18 protein-coding genes are annotated in these 18,793 nt (G+C 39.7%); 8 read left to right on the plus strand and 10 right to left on the minus strand.

Features of this window, described 5'->3' with window-relative positions; translation table 11 throughout:
* Positions 1–41 precede the first annotated feature (41 nt).
* The 3 genes from G6Q00_RS02585 to G6Q00_RS02595 all read right to left on the minus strand — a co-directional run bounded on the left by G6Q00_RS02585 (position 42) and on the right by G6Q00_RS02595 (position 7,061).
* Entirely contained in the window at positions 42–2,564 is a 2,523-nt protein-coding gene (locus G6Q00_RS02585) for a TonB-dependent receptor family protein (protein ID WP_163531886.1), read from the minus strand.
* A 156-nt stretch (positions 2,565–2,720) separates the two neighbouring features.
* Positions 2,721–4,427 carry a hypothetical protein gene (locus tag G6Q00_RS02590; RefSeq protein ID WP_163531887.1) on the minus strand — a complete coding sequence of 569 codons (1,707 nt, stop codon included), beginning with the start codon at positions 4,425–4,427 and terminating at the stop codon, positions 2,721–2,723.
* A gap of 9 nt (positions 4,428–4,436) precedes the next feature.
* Entirely contained in the window at positions 4,437–7,061 is a 2,625-nt protein-coding gene (locus G6Q00_RS02595; protein WP_163531888.1) for a phosphoenolpyruvate carboxylase, read from the minus strand.
* 96 nt (positions 7,062–7,157) lie between these two features.
* On the opposite strand from G6Q00_RS02595, the gene ilvC reads away from it, so the two are divergent.
* From ilvC to ruvX, 5 genes are read left to right on the plus strand one after another with little or no spacing between them, the layout of a single operon-like run.
* Positions 7,158–8,144, plus strand: a complete 987-nt coding sequence (ilvC, locus tag G6Q00_RS02600; protein ID WP_163531942.1) for a ketol-acid reductoisomerase — start codon at positions 7,158–7,160, stop codon at positions 8,142–8,144.
* 8 nt (positions 8,145–8,152) lie between these two features.
* Complete coding sequence (gene minD / locus G6Q00_RS02605) at positions 8,153–8,953, plus strand: septum site-determining protein MinD (RefSeq protein WP_163531889.1); 801 nt, start codon at positions 8,153–8,155, stop codon at positions 8,951–8,953.
* Entirely contained in the window at positions 8,950–9,207 is a 258-nt protein-coding gene (gene minE / locus G6Q00_RS02610; protein WP_163531890.1) for a cell division topological specificity factor MinE, read from the plus strand. The genes minD and minE overlap by 4 nt, the downstream gene beginning before the upstream one ends.
* Complete coding sequence (locus tag G6Q00_RS02615) at positions 9,195–10,004, plus strand: DNA-processing protein DprA (RefSeq protein ID WP_163531891.1); 810 nt, start codon at positions 9,195–9,197, stop codon at positions 10,002–10,004. The genes minE and G6Q00_RS02615 overlap by 13 nt, the downstream gene beginning before the upstream one ends.
* On the plus strand, positions 10,001–10,396 hold the full coding sequence (gene ruvX / locus G6Q00_RS02620) for a Holliday junction resolvase RuvX (RefSeq protein ID WP_163531892.1): 396 nt from the start codon (positions 10,001–10,003) through the stop codon (positions 10,394–10,396). The genes G6Q00_RS02615 and ruvX overlap by 4 nt, the downstream gene beginning before the upstream one ends.
* On the opposite strand, the gene G6Q00_RS02625 is transcribed toward ruvX, so the two are convergent.
* From G6Q00_RS02625 to G6Q00_RS02655, 7 genes are all read right to left on the minus strand, one after another.
* The gene (locus tag G6Q00_RS02625; protein WP_163531893.1) at positions 10,378–11,100 is read right to left on the minus strand and encodes a YebC/PmpR family DNA-binding transcriptional regulator; all 723 of its coding nucleotides are present in this window, start codon (positions 11,098–11,100) and stop codon (positions 10,378–10,380) included. The genes ruvX and G6Q00_RS02625 overlap by 19 nt on opposite strands.
* The gene (hemB, locus tag G6Q00_RS02630) at positions 11,100–12,071 is read right to left on the minus strand and encodes a porphobilinogen synthase (RefSeq protein ID WP_163531894.1); all 972 of its coding nucleotides are present in this window, start codon (positions 12,069–12,071) and stop codon (positions 11,100–11,102) included. The genes G6Q00_RS02625 and hemB overlap by 1 nt, the downstream gene beginning before the upstream one ends.
* The gene (locus tag G6Q00_RS02635; RefSeq protein WP_163531895.1) at positions 12,064–13,245 is read right to left on the minus strand and encodes an amidophosphoribosyltransferase; all 1,182 of its coding nucleotides are present in this window, start codon (positions 13,243–13,245) and stop codon (positions 12,064–12,066) included. The genes hemB and G6Q00_RS02635 overlap by 8 nt, the downstream gene beginning before the upstream one ends.
* Positions 13,242–14,522 carry an ArsS family sensor histidine kinase gene (locus tag G6Q00_RS02640; protein WP_163498631.1) on the minus strand — a complete coding sequence of 427 codons (1,281 nt, stop codon included), beginning with the start codon at positions 14,520–14,522 and terminating at the stop codon, positions 13,242–13,244. Before G6Q00_RS02640 ends, G6Q00_RS02635 begins: the two co-directional genes overlap by 4 nt.
* Before the next feature lies 1 nt (position 14,523).
* Entirely contained in the window at positions 14,524–15,207 is a 684-nt protein-coding gene (locus G6Q00_RS02645) for a response regulator transcription factor (RefSeq protein ID WP_163498630.1), read from the minus strand.
* 68 nt (positions 15,208–15,275) lie between these two features.
* Positions 15,276–15,560 (minus strand): CiaD-like domain-containing protein, encoded by a 285-nt coding sequence (locus G6Q00_RS02650; RefSeq protein WP_163498629.1) that lies wholly within the window; start codon positions 15,558–15,560, stop codon positions 15,276–15,278.
* A complete protein-coding gene (locus G6Q00_RS02655) occupies positions 15,551–15,868 on the minus strand; it encodes a hypothetical protein (RefSeq protein ID WP_163531896.1) in 318 nt (105 codons plus the stop codon). Before G6Q00_RS02655 ends, G6Q00_RS02650 begins: the two co-directional genes overlap by 10 nt.
* Before the next feature lie 108 nt (positions 15,869–15,976).
* Here G6Q00_RS02655 and G6Q00_RS02660 point away from each other — a divergent pair, with 108 nt between their 5' ends.
* Genes G6Q00_RS02660 through G6Q00_RS02670 form a run of 3 tightly spaced genes read left to right on the plus strand, consistent with a single transcriptional unit; the run spans position 15,977 to position 18,761 of the window.
* Positions 15,977–17,233, plus strand: a complete 1,257-nt coding sequence (locus tag G6Q00_RS02660; RefSeq protein ID WP_163531897.1) for a cation:proton antiporter — start codon at positions 15,977–15,979, stop codon at positions 17,231–17,233.
* Complete coding sequence (locus G6Q00_RS02665; RefSeq protein ID WP_163531898.1) at positions 17,234–18,436, plus strand: homoserine dehydrogenase; 1,203 nt, start codon at positions 17,234–17,236, stop codon at positions 18,434–18,436.
* A complete protein-coding gene (locus tag G6Q00_RS02670; protein WP_163498625.1) occupies positions 18,423–18,761 on the plus strand; it encodes a YraN family protein in 339 nt (112 codons plus the stop codon). Before G6Q00_RS02665 ends, G6Q00_RS02670 begins: the two co-directional genes overlap by 14 nt.
* The last annotated feature ends 32 nt before the right edge of the window (positions 18,762–18,793 follow it).

Below are 18,793 nucleotides of genomic sequence, written 5' to 3' on the forward strand. Positions count from 1 at the left end.
TGAAAATGTTAGCATTATACCCTATCTCTTTAAATTTGCCTTTAGAATTGATAACTCAAATACGCCGTAACCGAGCGCCCGGGAGCAGATTGTAACCCTGCTGGACTAGAGCCAATACCGGTAAAGAAATATTTCATGTTAAAGATATTATTCACCTGTAAACTCCCCATAATTTTATGTCTCCCACTTTCCCAAAATATCTGGCTTATTTCAATATTCCACACCCAATACCAAGGCAAGAGCCCTTCATGTTGGGTCATACACCACTGCGCACATTGATAGCCGCTATTATTTACACTTTCAAAATTATTCCCTCCGCTATAATACTGCGTTCCATAATAACCCCCTGCTGCGCTATTGCTAATCCCACTGTAAGCACGGCTATAAAAATAGCTAGAGAGCCCAAAGGTGGTTTTAGCATAGGTGTAGCGCGCATCAAAAATAAACTGGTAGGGGCTTACAAAGGGGAAATGTTTATTATAACTTGTGCCGGGGAGTACATCGCCGTTTAAATCTGTTAAAGGACTATGGCTTGTAACGCGGGTATCAATGTAGTTAAAGGCCGCATGGAATTGTAATCCTTTAATTGGTCTATAATACATCTCTAGCTCTACGCCTTGAGAATAACCATCAACCGGGCGTACATTGCCCTTCATCGGGCCACTGGTGTAAACAGAATACTGACCCGTTGCAAAATCGCGTGCCCAAATGCGAAAGTAGTCCGCATTAAAACTAAAACTCTCTTTATAAGTGTAGCGCGCGCCGGCCTCTACCTCATCAAAGTGTTGGGTGAAATACTCCGCCCCACCATAACTTAAAACATCTAATTGGGGGGGGACATAGCTGCGCTGGAAGTTAAAATAAGTAAGCACGGTGTGATCGCCTTGTACCGGAATGAAGCCAATATTAGCTGAGGGCATCCAGTTATTCATGTGCTTGATCTTTTTTAAATCATTTTCAGGGATAGAAACCCAATTAGAGGCGTTTTCATTGTTATATTGTACTAAAGCATAGCGCAAACCGGGTACGACAAAAAAGCGCCCATTGCTCGTTTCAATGCGATCGCTTAAATAGATCGCGGTGTAGTTATTGCGCCAATCATTCCAGTTATGATACAATCCGTGTTTGATATGGGGTTGCCAACCACTCATTACATTTGCCCCCGCACATAAAAAACCTTTCCCCTCACCGCTAGTTTGTGTGGCGCATTCATTGGTGTTCATATACTGTCGTTGCAGAAAGGTAGTTGTCATGAAGCGCAAACCCATAATAAAAGTTTGTTTAATCTTGCCACTCTTAACCACTAAATTAACTTTGGGTTCAAAGGCATTATTAATAGATCGCACGGGGTTTTCCACCTCTGCCCAGCCATTATAATTAGTCGCATAATAGGGCATGGCTAAGTTATAGCCAGCAAGACCTTGAGCCGCACAGCTTGCCGCATTAAAACACTCAACCATATTAGCGCTGTTATAACTAGAACTCACTTGAAAGTCTCTTGTCATGAACTGCCCGTAATAGGTAAAACTAAAAGTCCCACCTATCTTATCTAAATCGCCAAAGTGGTTTTCATACACAATCCCAAAGCGCTGCGATCGCCCACCTTTGGCGTTAAAGGGGCGTTGATTCATAAAACGATTTTGTTGGTAGTTTTGGCTACTTAGGCTTCCGGGCTGGGCGATGTTAAACTTATAGTATTGGTAGTAGGCTTTAATCCCATTCTTCTCATTAATATCATAGACTCCATCAAGCCAGTAGTTTTGGATATTAGTTGGGCTATTATCTCTAAAGCCTTGCCCATTAACCCAGTTAGCCTGTGCCTGCACACCAAAGTGTTTATTAATCATGCCCCCACTTCTTACATAGGTGTTATAAAGCATATTATTACTTAAAGACTTTAGAAAAGAGGAATCGCCTGTATTTGAAGGTGGGCTAGCAAAACCGGCATTTCTAGCCTTAGCCCAATAGGTAACTCTCTCTGCTACTTGGCTTTCCCAGTGCTTAGGAATGGGTTTAGTGATGATATTAACAATCCCCCCATAAGTATTAGGCCCATACTGCACACTTCCCCCGCCTTTAATCACATCAATGCGATCTACAGCCTGAAAAGTAACCGGGAAAATATCTAATTCAATATGAGAGTAGGGGGCCATGTAAACGGGGATACCATTAACTAACATTAGCGTCGCATCGCTATGCCCTGAGCCACCCGCGCCAAAGCCTCTAATTTGAATGGAGGGCATCGCGCCTACGCCTGTTGTGTTTCTAACCTGCATTCCCGGGACATTTTGTAAAACCTCTTCAATGCTTTGGTTAGCAGTTTGTGTGAGCTGTTTATTAGAGATCACCGTGCGGCTACCGGTGTATTTTTTAACCTCCTCATCTTGCCAACTCTTAGGGGCTGTAATCCCGCTATAGCCTAGATTGACATGGCCGGAGTAATCTGTTTGATCTTTTTGACCCGATGTAGAGACTTTACCTAAAGTGTAGGTTTTATCCTTAGCCACTAGAGCTGCTTGGGTAACCAAACTAGCCATTAAAGCCCAGTATAATTTTTTATGCAACTAAAACTCCTTGTTCTGAAAATTTTAGAAGGCAGGAAAGATCATTGAAACTTAAGGCGATGGATTTAGTAATAAAAATCCGTTTTTTTTAATAAAACATGGGGATATTACAACAATATAATTAAAATTTTCTGAAACAAAACGCGCTGTATCAATCTAGGGCGTATTTTGATCTAGCAGATAATCCCCACTTTTTACACACACAATTTTAGTATTGTGGATACTGGGCAGTACATTTTTACTACGGCTAAGCTCTTCAATTTCATACTGGCTACATGTACCTTGATTAGGGCGTACCACTTTTTCTTTCCAAGCTAAATATTCTGGTAAATTAGCAATATGGCTATCTAAATATTGCCCCTCATATACTTCTACAAACTCCATAAATTGCGGGCTTAAATGCAACCCATTCTCATTAATAACCGTGCTGCGCTCTGCCCTATTTTCATCTAAAGTTTGTATATACTCTGTGGGGGTATCACTCCCTACTTGGGGCGGGCGTTTATAGGTTTTGGTGGTTCTAATAGTGGTGGTTAAGTAAGTGCTTGTCCATTCTTGCACACTATTAGGCTCAATATACAAACATTGGCGGGTTCTAGCGCGATAGCATAATTTTTCTGAGTAATTGGCTTTGCTAAGTGTAAAGGTGTGCGTGGTTTTAATGGGGGCAAATTCTTGAATCTGATCGGGTAGTTGTGTGTAGGCTAAAATGATTTTACCGCTTTTACCATGCGTGTTATCAAAATTACAAGGGCTAATGTCTAAATACTGCCCGCTAGCTCTATCTAAACGGCGCATTAAAGTAGGGCGGATAGCTTGTAATTTATCATCTTCATAAGTCCAATAACCACATGCCACTTCTTGGGTATCCTCGTTAGTAAAATCTAAATTTGTTGGGGTATTTTGCGTTTCTAATTGAGAGGATTGTTTGGGGGTAGGAGCATTAGAGAGGGTGGCTGTTATTTGATCTTGAATCGGGCTAGTAGTGGGCATAGGAAGTAAGATACTATCATCAGGATAAATATCACTTGGTTGGCTAGAAGTATCAGAAGGATACAAGGCTAAATCTTGGCTATTGCTAAGATTAGAGGTATTGCGTTGTAAGTCTTGTGGCATAGCAGGGGGGATATTTTGATTAGAAGAAGTTCTAGTAGAGCGGCTAGAAGTTTTACTGGTGCGTTTGGTTGTACTTGCGCGTGTTGTACGCGTTGTACGCGGAGTGGTACCGGTGCGGCTAGAGCGTGCGCGCGTACTAGAAGCTTTTGATACGCTAGAAGTTCTTGTACGCCTGCTTGTAGGCGTACTTGTAGTACTTAGAGTAGATAAAGTACTAGGTTTGGAAAAACGCGTATTAGATTCTGTGGTTTGGGTTTGTGGGCTTTGTTGGTTGCGTGTTATTTTTGTAGGGTCTGTGCTAAATCTTGTTACTGGGTGGGTAGATGAGGTAAAATGGGTTGTTTTAGGCTTAGAGTGTGAATTATTTAAATCACCCATACCCAAAATATTTGACACTTTTTGCGTACCTAGTTCTTTAAAATAAACATGCGTACCCTTGCTAATTTTAGAGGGTAAAATGCTGCCTAGTTGTTCAGAGGCTTGTACTTGTGAGAGGGGATAAATCTGAGATTTGGAATATTTTTTAAGGGGCAATTTTTTAAGTTGGGTGGCTTTTAAAGTAAGTGTATTGCCTGCAATGTTATAAGTCCCCTCTACTATTAAATGTTTTTGGGGGGTGTTTTTGTAAAGAACCATACCGCTAAAATGCCCTGATTTTTGCTTTCTTAAAAAAATATCTGTGGTGGTTTCAATAGCCAAAGCCTGTAACCAAGAAGCCATAACTACACATGCTAAAATCCAGATCATTTAAAACTCCTAACCGGTATTGCGTAGCCCTTGGGCAATGCCTATTAAAGTACTTTCTATAGCTAGCTTTAATTTAGCCTGTTTTAAGCTATCTGCTTGATCAAAGACCTTAATAAGCTCAATTTGTAAGCAATTTAGAGCATTGATATAAGGTTTTCTAAATAAAATACCTTGTTGTATCAGCGGGTCTTTTTCTAAAAGTTTTGTTTCTAAGCGTACCGCTAATACTAAGCGCAAGGTTATTTGATACTCTTTCTCAATGCATTCCCAAATCTTGGTAGCATTTTGAGTGTGGAGGGCAAAGCAGTGGTATTGTTTAGCAATGTCTAGATCAACCTTTAAAAGCACCTGAGCGATGTTATCTAACACAACCTTAAAAAACCCTCCCTCTTGGTAATGATCGCGTAAGTGTTCTAAGGGCACACTTTGCAAAGCACTGCCCACCCCATACCAAGCGGGTAAAATACTGCGGTTTTGAGTCCAAGCAAAGACCCAAGGGATTGCCCGTAAATCCTCAATACGGTTACTTTGCTTGCGCTTGGCTGGGCGAGAGCCAAGATTAAGTTCTTGGATAAAGGCAATGGGTGTAGCGCATTTAAAGTAGTCTAAAAAGCCGGGCATGGTGTATAGCTGGCGGTAGGTTTGATAAGAAAGAGTAGAGAGGGTTTGCATGGTTTGTGTGGCTAAACTTTTAGGTGGAGAAATGCCATGTGTATCGTAGATAGATTTTTTCAACAAAGCGCCCATGATGTTAGAGAGGTTTTTATGTGCGCTAGTGGCATTAAGATACCTAGAACTAATCACTTCGCCTTGTTCGGTGATTTTTAAGCTATCTTGCACGCTATAAAGAGGCGCGCTTAAAAGGGCGTCTTCTAAACTCCCACCCCCACGACTCACACTCCCCCCGCGTCCATGGAATAAAATAAACTGGATACCTAATTCTTTGCCTAAAGCCATAAGCTCACTAATGGCGATGTAAAGGTTATAATTACTGGCAAATATCCCCCCATCTTTACTAGAATCTGAATAGCCAATCATGATTTCTTGTTTGTTATCCATGCTTTCTAAATAGGCTTTATAGTGAGGATTAGCATATAAGGTTTGTAAAATTTGTGGGGCTTGGTTTAGATCGTTAATGGTTTCAAAAAGCGGCGTGATGTAAATTTGGTGGGGGTGGTTTAACCTAGCCTGTTTAGCCAGCCATAACACGCAAAGTAAATCGCTAGCCTGAGTGGTCATTGAGACAATAATAGAGGCAAAGGTAGGCTTAGCAATTTTAATCTTTGCCCATATAATTGTTAAAAAAGCCTCTAAGAGGCGTTTACACTCCTCACTCACTTTAGGCAAAAGCGTACAAAGAGCCAGAGGTTCTAAACTAAGGGCGTGATCTAAAATCTCTAATTTTTGATCTTCTTCTAGTTGGTAAAAACCAGAGCACAAACCAAGCAAGCTAAAAACCTCACTCACAGCATAAAGAAAAACCTCTCTATGTTCTCTAAAATCTAGGCGCAATAAGTGAAAGCCACCTAAGAGTACCAAATGTTTGAAATGCAATAAAGAGCGCTGTAAACTTGGTTTGAGATTTTTAAGTAGTAGCGTAATATCTGCAAGTAATTCTTGAGCGTCTTGGTAAGCAAAATCTATAGGTAGGGGGGAATTTAAAGCAATGAGGCGATTTTTAAGCTTTAACTCCATTAAAACGAGCTTAGCTCTAAAGGGCTCTTTAATGTGTAATCTAGCACTTGTCAAATCTAGTTTAGAAGAATGTGCCTCTAAATCTGCCTTTAAATCCTCTGAAATGGAGCAAAGATCAGCAGAAATAGAAAGCTCACGGCGTAACTTTTTAATCTGTTTTAAATACAGATTGATGATTAAATCATGCTGGATTAAGATCACTTGGCGCACTAGATCATTGCTCACCGTAGGATTGCCATCGCGATCGCCCCCTATCCAACTACCTAATTGAATTGGGGCATGTTCTAAGGGTTGTTCTAACTTCTCTTGGATTTCTTGAAACAACTCTAAACAACTGGGCAAAAGCGAGTTTTCCAAAATATAAAGTAAGTTATCTAACTCAAAGAGTACTTCTAGTTTTTCTTGGCGTACAAGGTGGCTATTCCATAAAAGACGCAAACGATAAGCTAGGCGCTCTTTAGCATGTCTAGTTATTTGAGGACTACAAGGGTTATCAAAGAGGATAGAGAGGTCTTGATACATTTCATAAATGGCCTCTAAAAAGGTACGGCGCATAGACTGGGTGGGGTGGGCGGTAAAAACGGGGTAAAAAGTAATTTGGCTAAACTTCTCTTGCAGGGTTTTTTCAATAAATCCTTCTTGTTTAAGAGAATTATAGGCCTGTGTAATCCCTAATAAAGAGGGTTGTTTATTCTGGTAGCGCTCCTCAATTATGTTAGCTAAAATGTTGTAAAGAGAAAAGGCCTTAATCACATCTAAAATCTGTTCAGAGGCAATACTAGCCTGTAGTTGTTTGATCAACATTTCTTGAGGGGCGGAGCTACTAAATAACTCTTTAAGTGCTAAAAAGTGATTGATACTAGCCGGGCTAAATTCTTGTAAAATTTCTAATAATAAGTCTTGGAGAAAGTTTAGCTCTAACTGGGTGTTTTGTTGCACAACTCCTCCTATAAAACAAAGCTTAAGTTGTTTTTTCCTACAATACGGGGCTATTATAGTGCAAAAAGGTAATTCGTGTCCACTCCTTTTAAGACTTTGCCTATCTATACAGATCAAGGTGTCAATTTAAACACGCTTTTATCTCAAAAGGTCGCTATTTTAGGCTATGGATCGCATGGCCGCGCCCACGCCCTTAATCTTAAAGATAGCGGAATAAATGTAAAAATTGGGCTATACCCTTCAAGTCCTAGCATTGCACGCGCTAAGAGTGATGGATTTGAAGTTTTAAGTGTTAGTACATGTGTACAAGAGTGCGACATACTAGTTTTACTTTTACCCGATGAAATACATGGAGATATTTATCACCAAGAAATTGCGCCCCATATTAAGCCCGGACAAACTCTCATTTTTGCACATGGGTTTAGTATTTGTTTTGGGCAAGTTAAAGTACCTATCGGGGTGGGGGTGGTGTTAGTTTCGCCTAAGGGCACGGGTAAAGCAGTACGCGAGACTTATAAACAAGGTAGCGGGGTTTTTGCTCTCATGGCCATAGAACAAGAAAATAGCGCGCAAAATGCTAAAGAACTTGCTTTGGGCTATGCTTGTGCTCTTGGGTGTGGGCGTGTGGGGATTTTACAAACCACCTTTAAAGATGAAACCCATGGCGATCTCTTTGGCGAACAGGCGGTATTATGTGGCGGGCTGGTGGTTTTATTAAAAAAGGCATTTGAAACCTTAGTAGAAGCGGGTTATCCAATGGAGGTTGCTTATTTTGAGTGTATCCATGAAATTAAAGTGATTGCGGATTTGATTTATACTAAGGGTGTGGCTGGCATGCAAGAGCATATTTCTAATACGGCTGAATATGGCGGGCTTGTGAGTGGGGATAAAATTATAGGTACTGGTGTTAAAGCGCGCATGCAAGAGGTGTTAAAGAGTATTCAAAATGGCGCGTTTACACGGCAATTTTTAGAGGAAAAAGAAAGGGGTTATGCGCAAATAAAAGCCCATAAGAAAACTTTTAAAACCCACCCCTTAGAGCAAATCGGGGCGCATTTGCGCGGGTATTTATTTAAGAATTAAGGGAACTTGTGGTTATTACAATTACATCGGGCAAAGGGGGAGTGGGTAAGAGCACCACTACGGCTAATTTAGCCATTGGGCTAGCCATGCAAGAAAAGAAAGTTTTAGCAATTGATTTTGATATTGGGCTACGCAATTTAGACATGATTTTAGGCTTAGAAAACCGCATTGTTTATGATGTTGTAGATGTGATGGAGGGCAACTGCAAGTTAGCCCAAGCCTTGATTAATGATAAAAAGAACAAAAACCTTTATTTCCTACCCGCCTCACAGAGCAAGGATAAAAATATTTTAGACAAATCTAAAGTACAGGCTTTAATTAATGAGGTTAGACCCCAATTTGACTTTATCTTATTAGATTCTCCTGCTGGGATTGAAAGCGGGTTTGAACATGCCATGCTCTTTGCCGATCGCGCTATTATCGTGGTAACACCAGAGGTTAGTAGTGTTAGAGATAGCGATCGCGTGATTGGAATTATTGATGCTAAGAGTCAAAAGGTTAAAGAAGGGCAAGAAATGATCAAAGATATTTTAATTAACCGTATCAAGCCTGAGTTAGTAGAAAAGCAAGAAATGCTTTCTAATGAAGATGTGTTGAAAATTCTAGCCTTGCCCCTCATTGGTTTAGTACCCGAAGATGATAAGATCATTTCAGCGACTAATACAGGAGAGCCCATTATTTATAGCTCAAGCCCTAGCGCTTTAGCTTTTAAGCGAATCACACAGCGCCTTTTGGGTCAAGAAGTCGCCTTTCCTGAGTTTAAAGCCAAAAAAGGTCTAGTTGGGGCTATTAAGGGGTGGTTTGCATGAACTTACTTACCAGATGGTCTAAAGGGTCTAATAGCGCTGGTGTGGCTAAGGATCGCTTAAGACTTGTTTTAGCCTGTGATCGTAGCATGCGCTTGCCCTATATTGAGGAAATGAAAAAAGAAATTTTAGCTGTGGTGCAAAAATACACCCAAACAAGTAAGATTGATGTACGGGCTAATTCTAACCATGACATTGATACTTTAGAAGTTGAAATTGTGCTAGAAAAGAATAAGGCTCAAACTTGCCCGTATTAAGCCATCTTAACTACACCTTACTTAATGCCCTGCCCACAGTCTTAGGGCATCTTAAAAATCCACCACAAAATTTATACTATACGGGTCGCTTAGAACTTCTCAATGCTCCTTTTAAAGTTGCGCTAGTGGGTACGCGCAAACCCAGTGTCTACACCCAACAACTCACGGCTAAATTAGCAAAGGGCATTGTACAAATAGGGGGAGTGGTGGTTAGTGGTGGGGCTTTAGGGGTAGATATTATTGCTCAAAAAAATGCACTGCCCCATACAATCATGATCTCCCCTTGTAGTTTAGATTTAATCTATCCTCCAAGTAATCATTTAACTATTATGGATATTGCCAAAGAAGGCTTACTAATAAGCGAGTACAAAGAGAAATTTCAACCTTATCGTTTTTCATTTTTAGAACGAAACCGTTTAGTGGTGGCCTTAAGCGATTTAGTGATTATTCCAGAAGCAAGCCATAATAGCGGCTCTATGGCAAGCGCTCATTTAACCCTAGCCCAAAAAAAACCTCTCTTTGTATTGCCCCAGCGGCTTTATGAGAGTGAGGGAACTCTCTTTCTTTTAGCACAAAATAATGCCCGAGCAATTTATGATATAGATGCCTTTTTAGATCAATTAGCCCAAAAATTTAACACAAATCTCCCCAAAGAAAAAGCACAAAACGCTTTTTTAAAATTCTGCCAGAGTGCGCCTAGTTTTGAGGAAGCGTACGCTAAATTTGGGGATTTTCTCTTAGAACAAGAACTGTTAGGGGTGATTAAACGAGAAAACGGGCGGGTTGTGCTGTTATGATTTTGGCATGTGATATTGGGCTTAAACGAATCGGTCTTGCCATTTATACACAAAAAATTATTCTGCCCCTTGATCCTATTAAGCGCATTAACCGTAAACAAGCTAGTTTAGAACTACTCCATTTTTTAGAAACTAAAAAGGCCACCAAACTCATCGTCGGGTTGCCCCATGCCTGCTACACCACGCGCCAACGCATCTTACATTTTATAAATTTACTTAACTTTGCACCTATTGTTTATGTAGAAGAAGATAATAGTAGTATAGAGGCGCTTAAGAATCTTTGGCATTTATCCAGTAAAAAGCGCCAAAAAGCCCGTAAAGACGGCACACTAGATAGTTTAGCTGCCTGTGAGATTTTAAGGCGCTATCTAGCTCAAGAAATGTTAGTATAAAGCGCGACGACATCATCATCTTCTTCTATTCTATCTAAAAGCTTTCTACTCTCTGCTAGCGCTTCTTCACTTAAATCAATAGGGGTATTGGGAATGCGTTGTAAAGAGGCTTTTAAAATGGGGATTTTTAAAGCATCAAATCCTTCATGGAGTTCTTTAAAACTTGTATAATCACCTATGGCCACTAATACATCTTCAATAATTTCTAAAGACTCTAAACCATAATCAATTAAAGCCAACTCCACATCTTCGCTTGAAAACCCTAAAGAATTTAGATCAGAAAGGGCGCATTCAAAGACACTTTTTTTAGAAAACATAAACTCCAAAGAACCATTGCTTAGAATACTGGCCCCGGGTGTTTTATTAAAATAGCTTTTAAGATTAGCAATGGTGCGGGTGGGGTTATCTGTCATGCACTCAATAAAGAGCAAAACACCATAATTAGCCCGCCCCTCATAGCTAATTTCTATCAAATTCCCCTCATTACTGCTTGCCCGCTTGATTGCTGCCTCAATATTATCCTTTGGCATATTTTGGGCTTTGGCATTTAAAATAGCTGTGCGTAATTTAGCATTGCTAGCTGGATCGCCCCCGCCCTCTTTAGCTGCTAGAGTAATAGCCTTAGCTAGTTTAGGAAAAATTTTACTCATTTTATCCCAGCGTTTTTCCTTAGCCGCTCTTCTGTATTCAAAAGCTCTTCCCATTAAACCTCCCTTTGTAAAATTTCTGCAATCTCTTTAGCGTGATAACTAATGATTATATCTGCCCCCGCTCGTTTAAAAGCTATCATGGTTTCAAATAAAAGCGCTGGATAATCCATAAGATTTTGTGCCTGTGCAAGTTTAAACATAGCATATTCCCCGCTTACATTATAAAGCGCCAAAGGTAAAAGCGTGCGTTCACGGACATCGCGCAAAATGTCTAAATACGCTAAGGCCGGCTTGATCATTAAAATATCTGCCCCCTGCACTTCATCTTCTAAGCTTTCTAAAATGGCTTCTCTGCGGTTGGCATAATCCATTTGATAACTCTTACGATCCCCAAAACTAGGGGCTGAGTTAGCCGCATCTCTAAAAGGACCATAATAGCTACTAGCAAATTTAGTTGAATAACTCATGATTGGAATATGATGAAAATTAACCTTATCTAAAGCCTTGCGTAAACTAGCTACCATGCCATCAAGCATAGCGCTAGGGGCAATCATATCCACCCCGCTTTCTACTAAGATCAAAGCCTGCTTTTCTAAAATTTCTAAGCTGGCATCGTTGTCTAAAACCCCCTCTTTTAAAATCCCACAATGCCCGTGATCAGTATATTCACAAAAACACAAATCAGCGATCACACATAAATTAGGAAAATGCTTTTTGATGGCTTTTGTTGCCTGAGCTACAGGGTGATTAGAATCAAGAGCTGCTGAGCCTATGGCGTCTTTATGCTTAGGGATACCAAAGAGTAAAACCGCTTGAATGCCTAAATTTTGCAAAAGCGCACATTCCTCTAGCAAAGCCTTTAAACCCATTTGATAGACCCCGGGCATGGAGGCAATGGGGGTTTTGTCTTCTAAACCTTGCGCAATAAAAAGAGGGGCGATAAAATCTTGTATACAAAGCTTGGTTTGGCGCACAAGCGTACGCATGGTTTGTGTGGTTCTAAGGCGTCTAAAGCGTTTAAACATGATCTCTCCTTTTAAAGCAGTTTTCACAAAAGTGCATTTTAATAGCTTCTCTAAGCCCCTCTAGGGATAAAAACCCCACAAAATCCGCCCCAATTTTTAAGGCTTCCTCTCCTGCTACACTTAAAAGCTCGCTCTCCTCTGGAATGTCTATCCCCCAAAAGCAAGCAGAGAGAAGAGGGGGGGCGCTTAAAAGTAAACTAATGTGTTTAGCCCCTGCCTCTTTTAACATTTCAATCACAACTAAACTTGTCGTACCGCGTACTAAAGAGTCATCTATCAGAATGAGGCTTTTATTTTTAACGCTATTTGGTACAAGCATGAATTTTTGTTTTGCTTTAAGTAGGCGCTCTTCTTGGGTGGGTTCTATAAAAGAGCGGCCTACATAGGGATTAAGGCTAAGAAGGGGGGCAAAGGGTAAATTAAGGCTTTTAGCGTAAAAAAGGGCTGCTAGCGTGCCACTATTAGGGATTGGCACCACTAAATCTGCTTTAAGGGGGTGTTCTTTGGCTAGAATTTTACCCAGATCCTCACGCAAGGTGTAGACGCTTTGGTTAAAAAGCTGGCTAGCAGGGTGGCTAAAATAAATCGCCTCAAACACGCAGGGGCTAGGGTTGTTTGTGGGCTGTTTAAAAGTTTGCATGCCCTCTTTTGAAAAAATTAACATTTCCCCCGCTTCTACTTCTCTAATCTTTGTTGCCCTTAGAGCCTGCAGAGCACAAGTTTCACTAGCTAGCATAAACCCTTTATTTAGAAAGCCTACACTTAAGGGTCTAAAACCCTTTATATCTCGCATAGCAATTAAAATCTCTGCACTCAAGAGTAAAAAACTATAGCCCCCTTGTAGCTGAGGTAAAATCTCTTGAATCTTATTTACTAAACTTTTAGCTTGGCTTTTTTCTAAGAGATTGAGAATAAAAGAGGCGGGGGAATTTGAGTTAGATAAGCGCCCACAAAAGGCAAGGGCTAAAGAGTGGTTGCTTTGAAAATCTTGATATGTACCTAAATTTTGACCGATGGCATGCTTACTTTCTAAAGTTGTGGTTTCTAAACTGGGAGGATTAATAAGATTTTTACCATTTGAGAGGGTAAAACGCATGCCTTGTTGGCCACGGTGTTGTAAAGCCAATAAAGCTTGTTGGAGTGGGGGCTTAGAGGCGTGATAAAAACCAATCATGAAGTTTTAAGAGATTTTTGGGGGTCTGGAAATTTAAGAAAGGAGGGGGTTAATTCTTGTAAAACACAACCATGGATTGTAAAAAAATTTTTGCCTTCATGGTGGGTATAACTTAGATGAAATCCCAAAGTGTCCAAAGCGCTTTTAATGATATACATACCAAGCCCAAACCCGTGCGCATCGCTGGGTTTTTCATGCTGGAAATAAGGTTTAAAGTAATGAATCAAATCTTCTTTAAGCGCTTGGCCTTGATTAGAAAGCCGTATATCCTTACCCACTACCTCAAGGCGTACTTGTCGGTTAGGACTGTATTTAAGCCCATTATCTAAAAGATTTTTAATCACTAAACTAAAGAGTTCAAAATCGGTTTCAAAAACACAATTGGGTACATCAGCCTGAATACAAGTACTCCCATGTTCAAGCAAGAGCATATTTTTAGCATGCTCAAGCAAGTGATCCATTAAAAAAACCTCTTTAGTGATTTTGTAGTTCTTAGAGGATAATTGTTCAATGCGTGCAAATTGTTCAATCAAAGCATTGAGTCGTTTAAAAGTGGCTAAAAGGCGTTCTTTTTGGAGGGTATCATCTACCATTTCTGCTACAATCATGCCCTTTGTAATGGGGGTACGCAATTCATGCATAATGGCACGCAAGAATAAAATGCGCGATTCATTCATGCCCTTGATTTTCTTAATAGCATTATCAAAGGCTAAAGCTAAATCGCCGATCTCATCTTGTTGATCGATTTTACATTCAATGTTCATCTCGCCTTTAGAAAATAAATGTACTTTTTTGCGTAATTCATTAATAGGCATGAAACCCTGTAACATAAACATGAAAATTAAAATGATTAAAAGCGCCCCACATAAAATAGCAAAGTAGTAATTACGATAAGAAGTTTTATGTATCTCTTTATATAGCACGGTATTACCCTGACTTTTAAGAGAGATAAATATTTTATTGCCTACTTTAATGATTTGGGCTAGAGGGTTTTCATTATCCTCAACTTTATCTTTCTGGTTAGCTAAGATTTCATGGAGCTCTTGCGGGGTGATTTCTTGAAAACCTAGTTCATGCAAATACACCTCAGCAGAGTAGCGGTTACTCCGATCGGCTAGTACTTGGTTAATCGTGGTGATGAATTGCTGGTGGCGAATCTGGGCTTGGAAATCCTCATGATCGATTTGGGAGCGGATAAAATAATAAGAAAAGGCCGCAAAACTAGCAATTGAGACAACAAATAAAAAGACGATCTTACTAAAGATTGAAGATGGCAATTTAAAACTCTAGTTTGTAGCCGACTCCTCGCACCGAAATGATGTGCTTTGGTTTTTTAGGATCTTTTTCAATTTTAGATCGCAAACGCCCAATGATCACATCAATGCTCTTATTAGAACTTTCTGGGTTGATTGACTCAGATTCAATAGCAATCGATTCGCGAGAAAACACATGGCCTTTTTTACTGATCAAAAGGGTAAGGATTTCATACTCCGCACGGGTGAGCTCTAACTTTTTATTGTGCATAAACACTTCGCGCGCATCTGAATCGATGCGAAAGAGCGAACTTCTTTGTTGCAAACTACCCTCTTGAAGTGGCTTTTTATGGTAGCGGCGTAAGAGAGACTGGATACGAATAAGGAGTTCTTTAGGATCGTAGGGTTTGGGGATATAATCATCTGCGCCACACTCAAAAGCTTGTACCTTATCGTCTAAATCGTTTCTGGCTGAGGAAATAATAATGGGAATGTCTTTTTGTTTAGAGATTTTTTTGCACACCTCTAAGCCATCTAAATTAGGCAAAGTCAAGTCTAAAAGCAATAAATCATACTGGTGGGTGATGGCTGCACTAATACCGGTATAGGGTTCATCGCAATTAACAACCTCAATGCCATGGCGATTTAAGAACTCACTTAAAATTTCGGCTAATTCTGCATCATCTTCTATCATGAGTATCCTGATCATTTTTACCTCACAAGAATTAATCAACAAGCTTTTTAATTCTAACACAAATTAAATTAAAAATAAAATTATCAATCCTCATAGGCCTTCAGCCTCTCTTCAATCATATAAAGCTGGTATTGTAAATAGTTAATCACCAAGTCTAATTTCATGGATATATTTTTTGTTTGCGGGGATTTGAGCCCCTCAAACAATAATAGGGTTTTTTGTTCTAAATCAATTAAAAATTGTTTCTCCTCTTGTAAGAGTTTAGGCGTAGGGGGTTTGGAAGGCGCAGCTTTAAGGGCGGGTTTTGTTTCATTGCGTACTTGATTAATTTCATTAAGGGTTTGGGAGATAATATTTTTTAATTCCATCGGATTAGCCATTCCTCTATGGTTTGTAATTCTGTTTGAGTTGTCGCCTGAATAAAGAGAGTTTGCATATTTTGGGTTTGGAAATGTTGCAAGGGCGCATATTGGCTTAAAGAAAGGGGGGTGGGCTTTTTCTTGGAAGGAGTGGTGGCTACTTTAGAGTGGGGTTTTAAAGCACTCAAGCGCTTATACATCTGTAAAGCCTGTTGGTTATGTGGATCATTTCTAAGAATACTTTTACAAACCTCTAAAGCCTCCGGGATTAAACCTTGCAACTCATACACACCCACTAGCGCAATTGCCCGTTCCACGCATAACACCTTTTTTGTTTATCCAACCTATTATATAATGGGCGCTTTTAATAATTGCTTTCAAAAACCCAATGTTTTTAAAACAAGCAGAATTAAGGGCATAGAATTATGGAAACACATGCGCTGTATGTGATTGTAGCGGGGTTGGGGTTGAGTGTGGTTAGTGGTTTGTTATTAAAGAAAATAGAAATGCCCGTAATCATTGGTTATATCCTAACTGGATTAGTGATTGCTGCGTTATTTCGCATTGCAGATTTTGAATCGCTTTCAGATATTGCAGATTTTGGGATTGTCTTTTTGATGTTCATGATTGGCCTAGAATTTAACCTTGACAAACTTAAGAGCATGAAACAAGAAGTTTTGTTATTTGGAGGGTTGCAGGTGGTGCTTACTTCCATTGTTCTTGTGGTCTTTGGCTATTATGTGATGGGATCGTCCTGGGGATTTTCTTTAGTAGTGGCAATGGGTTTTTCTTTATCCTCCACGGCTATTGTACTAAAATCTTTTGAAGAGAGTAAGCAACTAAATACGCCTGTGGGTAAAATTGTGGTGGGGATTTTAATCTTCCAAGACATCGCAGCAATCCCGATTTTACTCATTTTAATGCTCATGGGAGGGGGGGGTGATCATTTATTAAAACTTATCATTAAAACCGTTGTATCCTCAGCCATTATTTTAGCCCTTTTACTCTTACCGGGCAGATTAACAGCCACCAAGATTTTAAATCTAGCAGCAGAGAGTCGCCTACCTGAGCTTTTTATGGGTACAATTTTACTCATCATTCTAGGCGCAGCAAGCCTAAGCCACTTTTTTGGTTTTTCTATGTCTTTAGGGGCTTTTGTGGCCGGTATTGCTATTTCTAAATCGCGCTACCGTATCCGTGTACAAGAAGAATTTGAATCTTTGAAAAATATTTTCTTAGGTCTCTTTTTTGTTACAGTGGGCATGCAAATCCATTTAGACTTTTTATTTGAAAATATCTTTGCTGTGATTCTTTTAATCAGTCTAGCCATGTGCTTAAAAATTTTAGTCCTTTTTTTAATCTTGCGTGTTTTTAGAGATGCGCAAAGTGCGATCAAAACAGCGCTTTCACTTGCCCAAATTGGGGAGTTTGCTTTAGTCGTGTTTTTAAGTGCGAGTAAACTCAATTTGTTAACCTTACAAAAACATCAAGGCGTTTTAGCTTTCTTGCGCGATCATGATATTATCCGTGTGGGTGCAGGTGATATCCAGCAATTTTTGGTTTTAATGATCATCTTTTCTATGCTCATCACTCCCTTTATTCTTAAATACCTAGACTCTTTAGTGGATTTTTTCACCCACAAATTCCACAGCCAAAGCGAACTTAAGAAAGATGTCAAATAAATGGCAGCTGTGTATATTGGGATTGTAGGGCTTGGTTGTGTGGGGTTGAGTGTTGTTAAAATTCTAAACAAACACCAAGACTTGCTAGCTAGGCGGTGTGGGCATTCTTTAGTGATTAAAAGGGGGGTTGTTAAAGACTTATCTAAAACACGGGAGATCAATTTTCCCCTTAGTACTTGTTTGGAGGATATTTTAGAAGATCCGGATATTCAAATTGTACTAGAACTTACAGGCGTAGTAGAATTAGCCTACCAAATAGCTAAGCAAGCTTTAAAACGCCATAAAGGTTTTATCACGGCTAATAAGGCGATGTTGGCTAAATACCCCCATCTTTTGCATGCTAATATTGGTTTTGAGGCAAGTGTGGGGGGGGGAATTCCTATTATTAGGGCATTAAAAGAGGGTTTAGTGGCCAATGAAATCACGGCCATACAAGGAATTTTTAATGGTACAAGTAATTTTATTTTAAGCCAAATGGCTTTGGGGAAGAATTTTCAAGAGGCGCTTAAAAAAGCCCAGAGTTTAGGGTATGCAGAAGCTAATGCCCATTTAGATGTAAGCGGGCAAGATAGCGCGCATAAGCTTTTAATCCTAGCTTTCTTAGCCTTTAATAGCCTAATTGATCTAAACACTATCCATGTAGAAGGGATTGAACAGATCCAACCCTCTGATTTGCATTATGCCAAACAATTAGGTTATCACATTAAACTAGTGGCCTATGCCCACAAATACAAAGAGGGCATCACATTGGGAGTAGAACCCATGTTATTACCTAAGCGGAGTTTATTAGCGCAAATAGAGGGAGTGATGAATGGGATGAGTCTTGTTGGGGATTGTGTGGGGGAGACTTTTTATTGTGGGCCTGGAGCGGGGGGAATGGCAAGTGCAAGTGCGGTTATTAGCGATCTAGTAGAGATGTCTAAAAATTTAAAACAAAAGAGTAAGCCTTTAAAATTGCCCATCACCCCCTATCCAATCTGTGCGCACCCTAAGAGGTCTCGCTATATCCGCTTAGAATTTATTAAAAATGCCCCTAATCTAGTAGATATTTTAGAGGCTAAATTAGTCATTCAAGATCAAAACACACACATTTATACAACCCCCCCCATTGATGATCAAAGCTTAGAGCAGTGTTTAAAACCCTTAAAAACTTCTAAAGATATACGCCAAATACAAGTACTGTGTCTTTATGAGTTTTACTAAGGGGAGATTAGCCGAACAATTTGCATGCCAGTATTTAATCACTAGGGGATATTGTATTTTAGCGCAAAACTTTACTTGTCGCTTTGGTGAAATTGATATTATTGCCCTTTATGATCAAGTGTTACACTTCATAGAAGTTAAGAGTCGTAAAAATACAGACCCTGTTTATGCAATCACCCCCTCCAAGCTTGAAAAAATTAAAAAGAGCATTGGTATTTATCTACAACAAAGCCAAGTAGATTATGATTTTTGCATTGATGCAATCATACTTAAAGGCACTCCCCCCCACTGCCAGATTGAATGGATTAAAAATATTACCCTTTAATGAAGATAAGACCCTAAAGGTAGGCTTTATAT

It is taken from the genome of Helicobacter suis, assembly GCF_902196125.1.
GTDB lineage: Bacteria > Campylobacterota > Campylobacteria > Campylobacterales > Helicobacteraceae > Helicobacter > Helicobacter suis_B.

Bases quoted from the DNA above. Each gene is read 5' to 3' on its own strand.
- G6Q00_RS02590 (WP_163531887.1), bottom strand. From the start codon at position 4,427: ATGATCTGGATTTTAGCATGTGTAGTTATGGCTTCTTGGTTACAGGCT.
- minE (WP_163531890.1), top strand. From the start codon at position 8,950: ATGAACTTACTTACCAGATGGTCTAAAGGGTCTAATAGCGCTGGTGTG.
- ruvX (WP_163531892.1), top strand. From the start codon at position 10,001: ATGATTTTGGCATGTGATATTGGGCTTAAACGAATCGGTCTTGCCATT.
- G6Q00_RS02625 (WP_163531893.1), bottom strand. From the start codon at position 11,100: ATGGGAAGAGCTTTTGAATACAGAAGAGCGGCTAAGGAAAAACGCTGG.
- hemB (WP_163531894.1), bottom strand. From the start codon at position 12,071: ATGTTTAAACGCTTTAGACGCCTTAGAACCACACAAACCATGCGTACG.
- G6Q00_RS02635 (WP_163531895.1), bottom strand. From the start codon at position 13,245: ATGATTGGTTTTTATCACGCCTCTAAGCCCCCACTCCAACAAGCTTTA.
- G6Q00_RS02645 (WP_163498630.1), bottom strand. From the start codon at position 15,207: ATGATCAGGATACTCATGATAGAAGATGATGCAGAATTAGCCGAAATT.
- G6Q00_RS02650 (WP_163498629.1), bottom strand. From the start codon at position 15,560: ATGGAATTAAAAAATATTATCTCCCAAACCCTTAATGAAATTAATCAA.
- G6Q00_RS02660 (WP_163531897.1), top strand. From the start codon at position 15,977: ATGGAAACACATGCGCTGTATGTGATTGTAGCGGGGTTGGGGTTGAGT.
- G6Q00_RS02665 (WP_163531898.1), top strand. From the start codon at position 17,234: ATGGCAGCTGTGTATATTGGGATTGTAGGGCTTGGTTGTGTGGGGTTG.
- G6Q00_RS02670 (WP_163498625.1), top strand. From the start codon at position 18,423: ATGAGTTTTACTAAGGGGAGATTAGCCGAACAATTTGCATGCCAGTAT.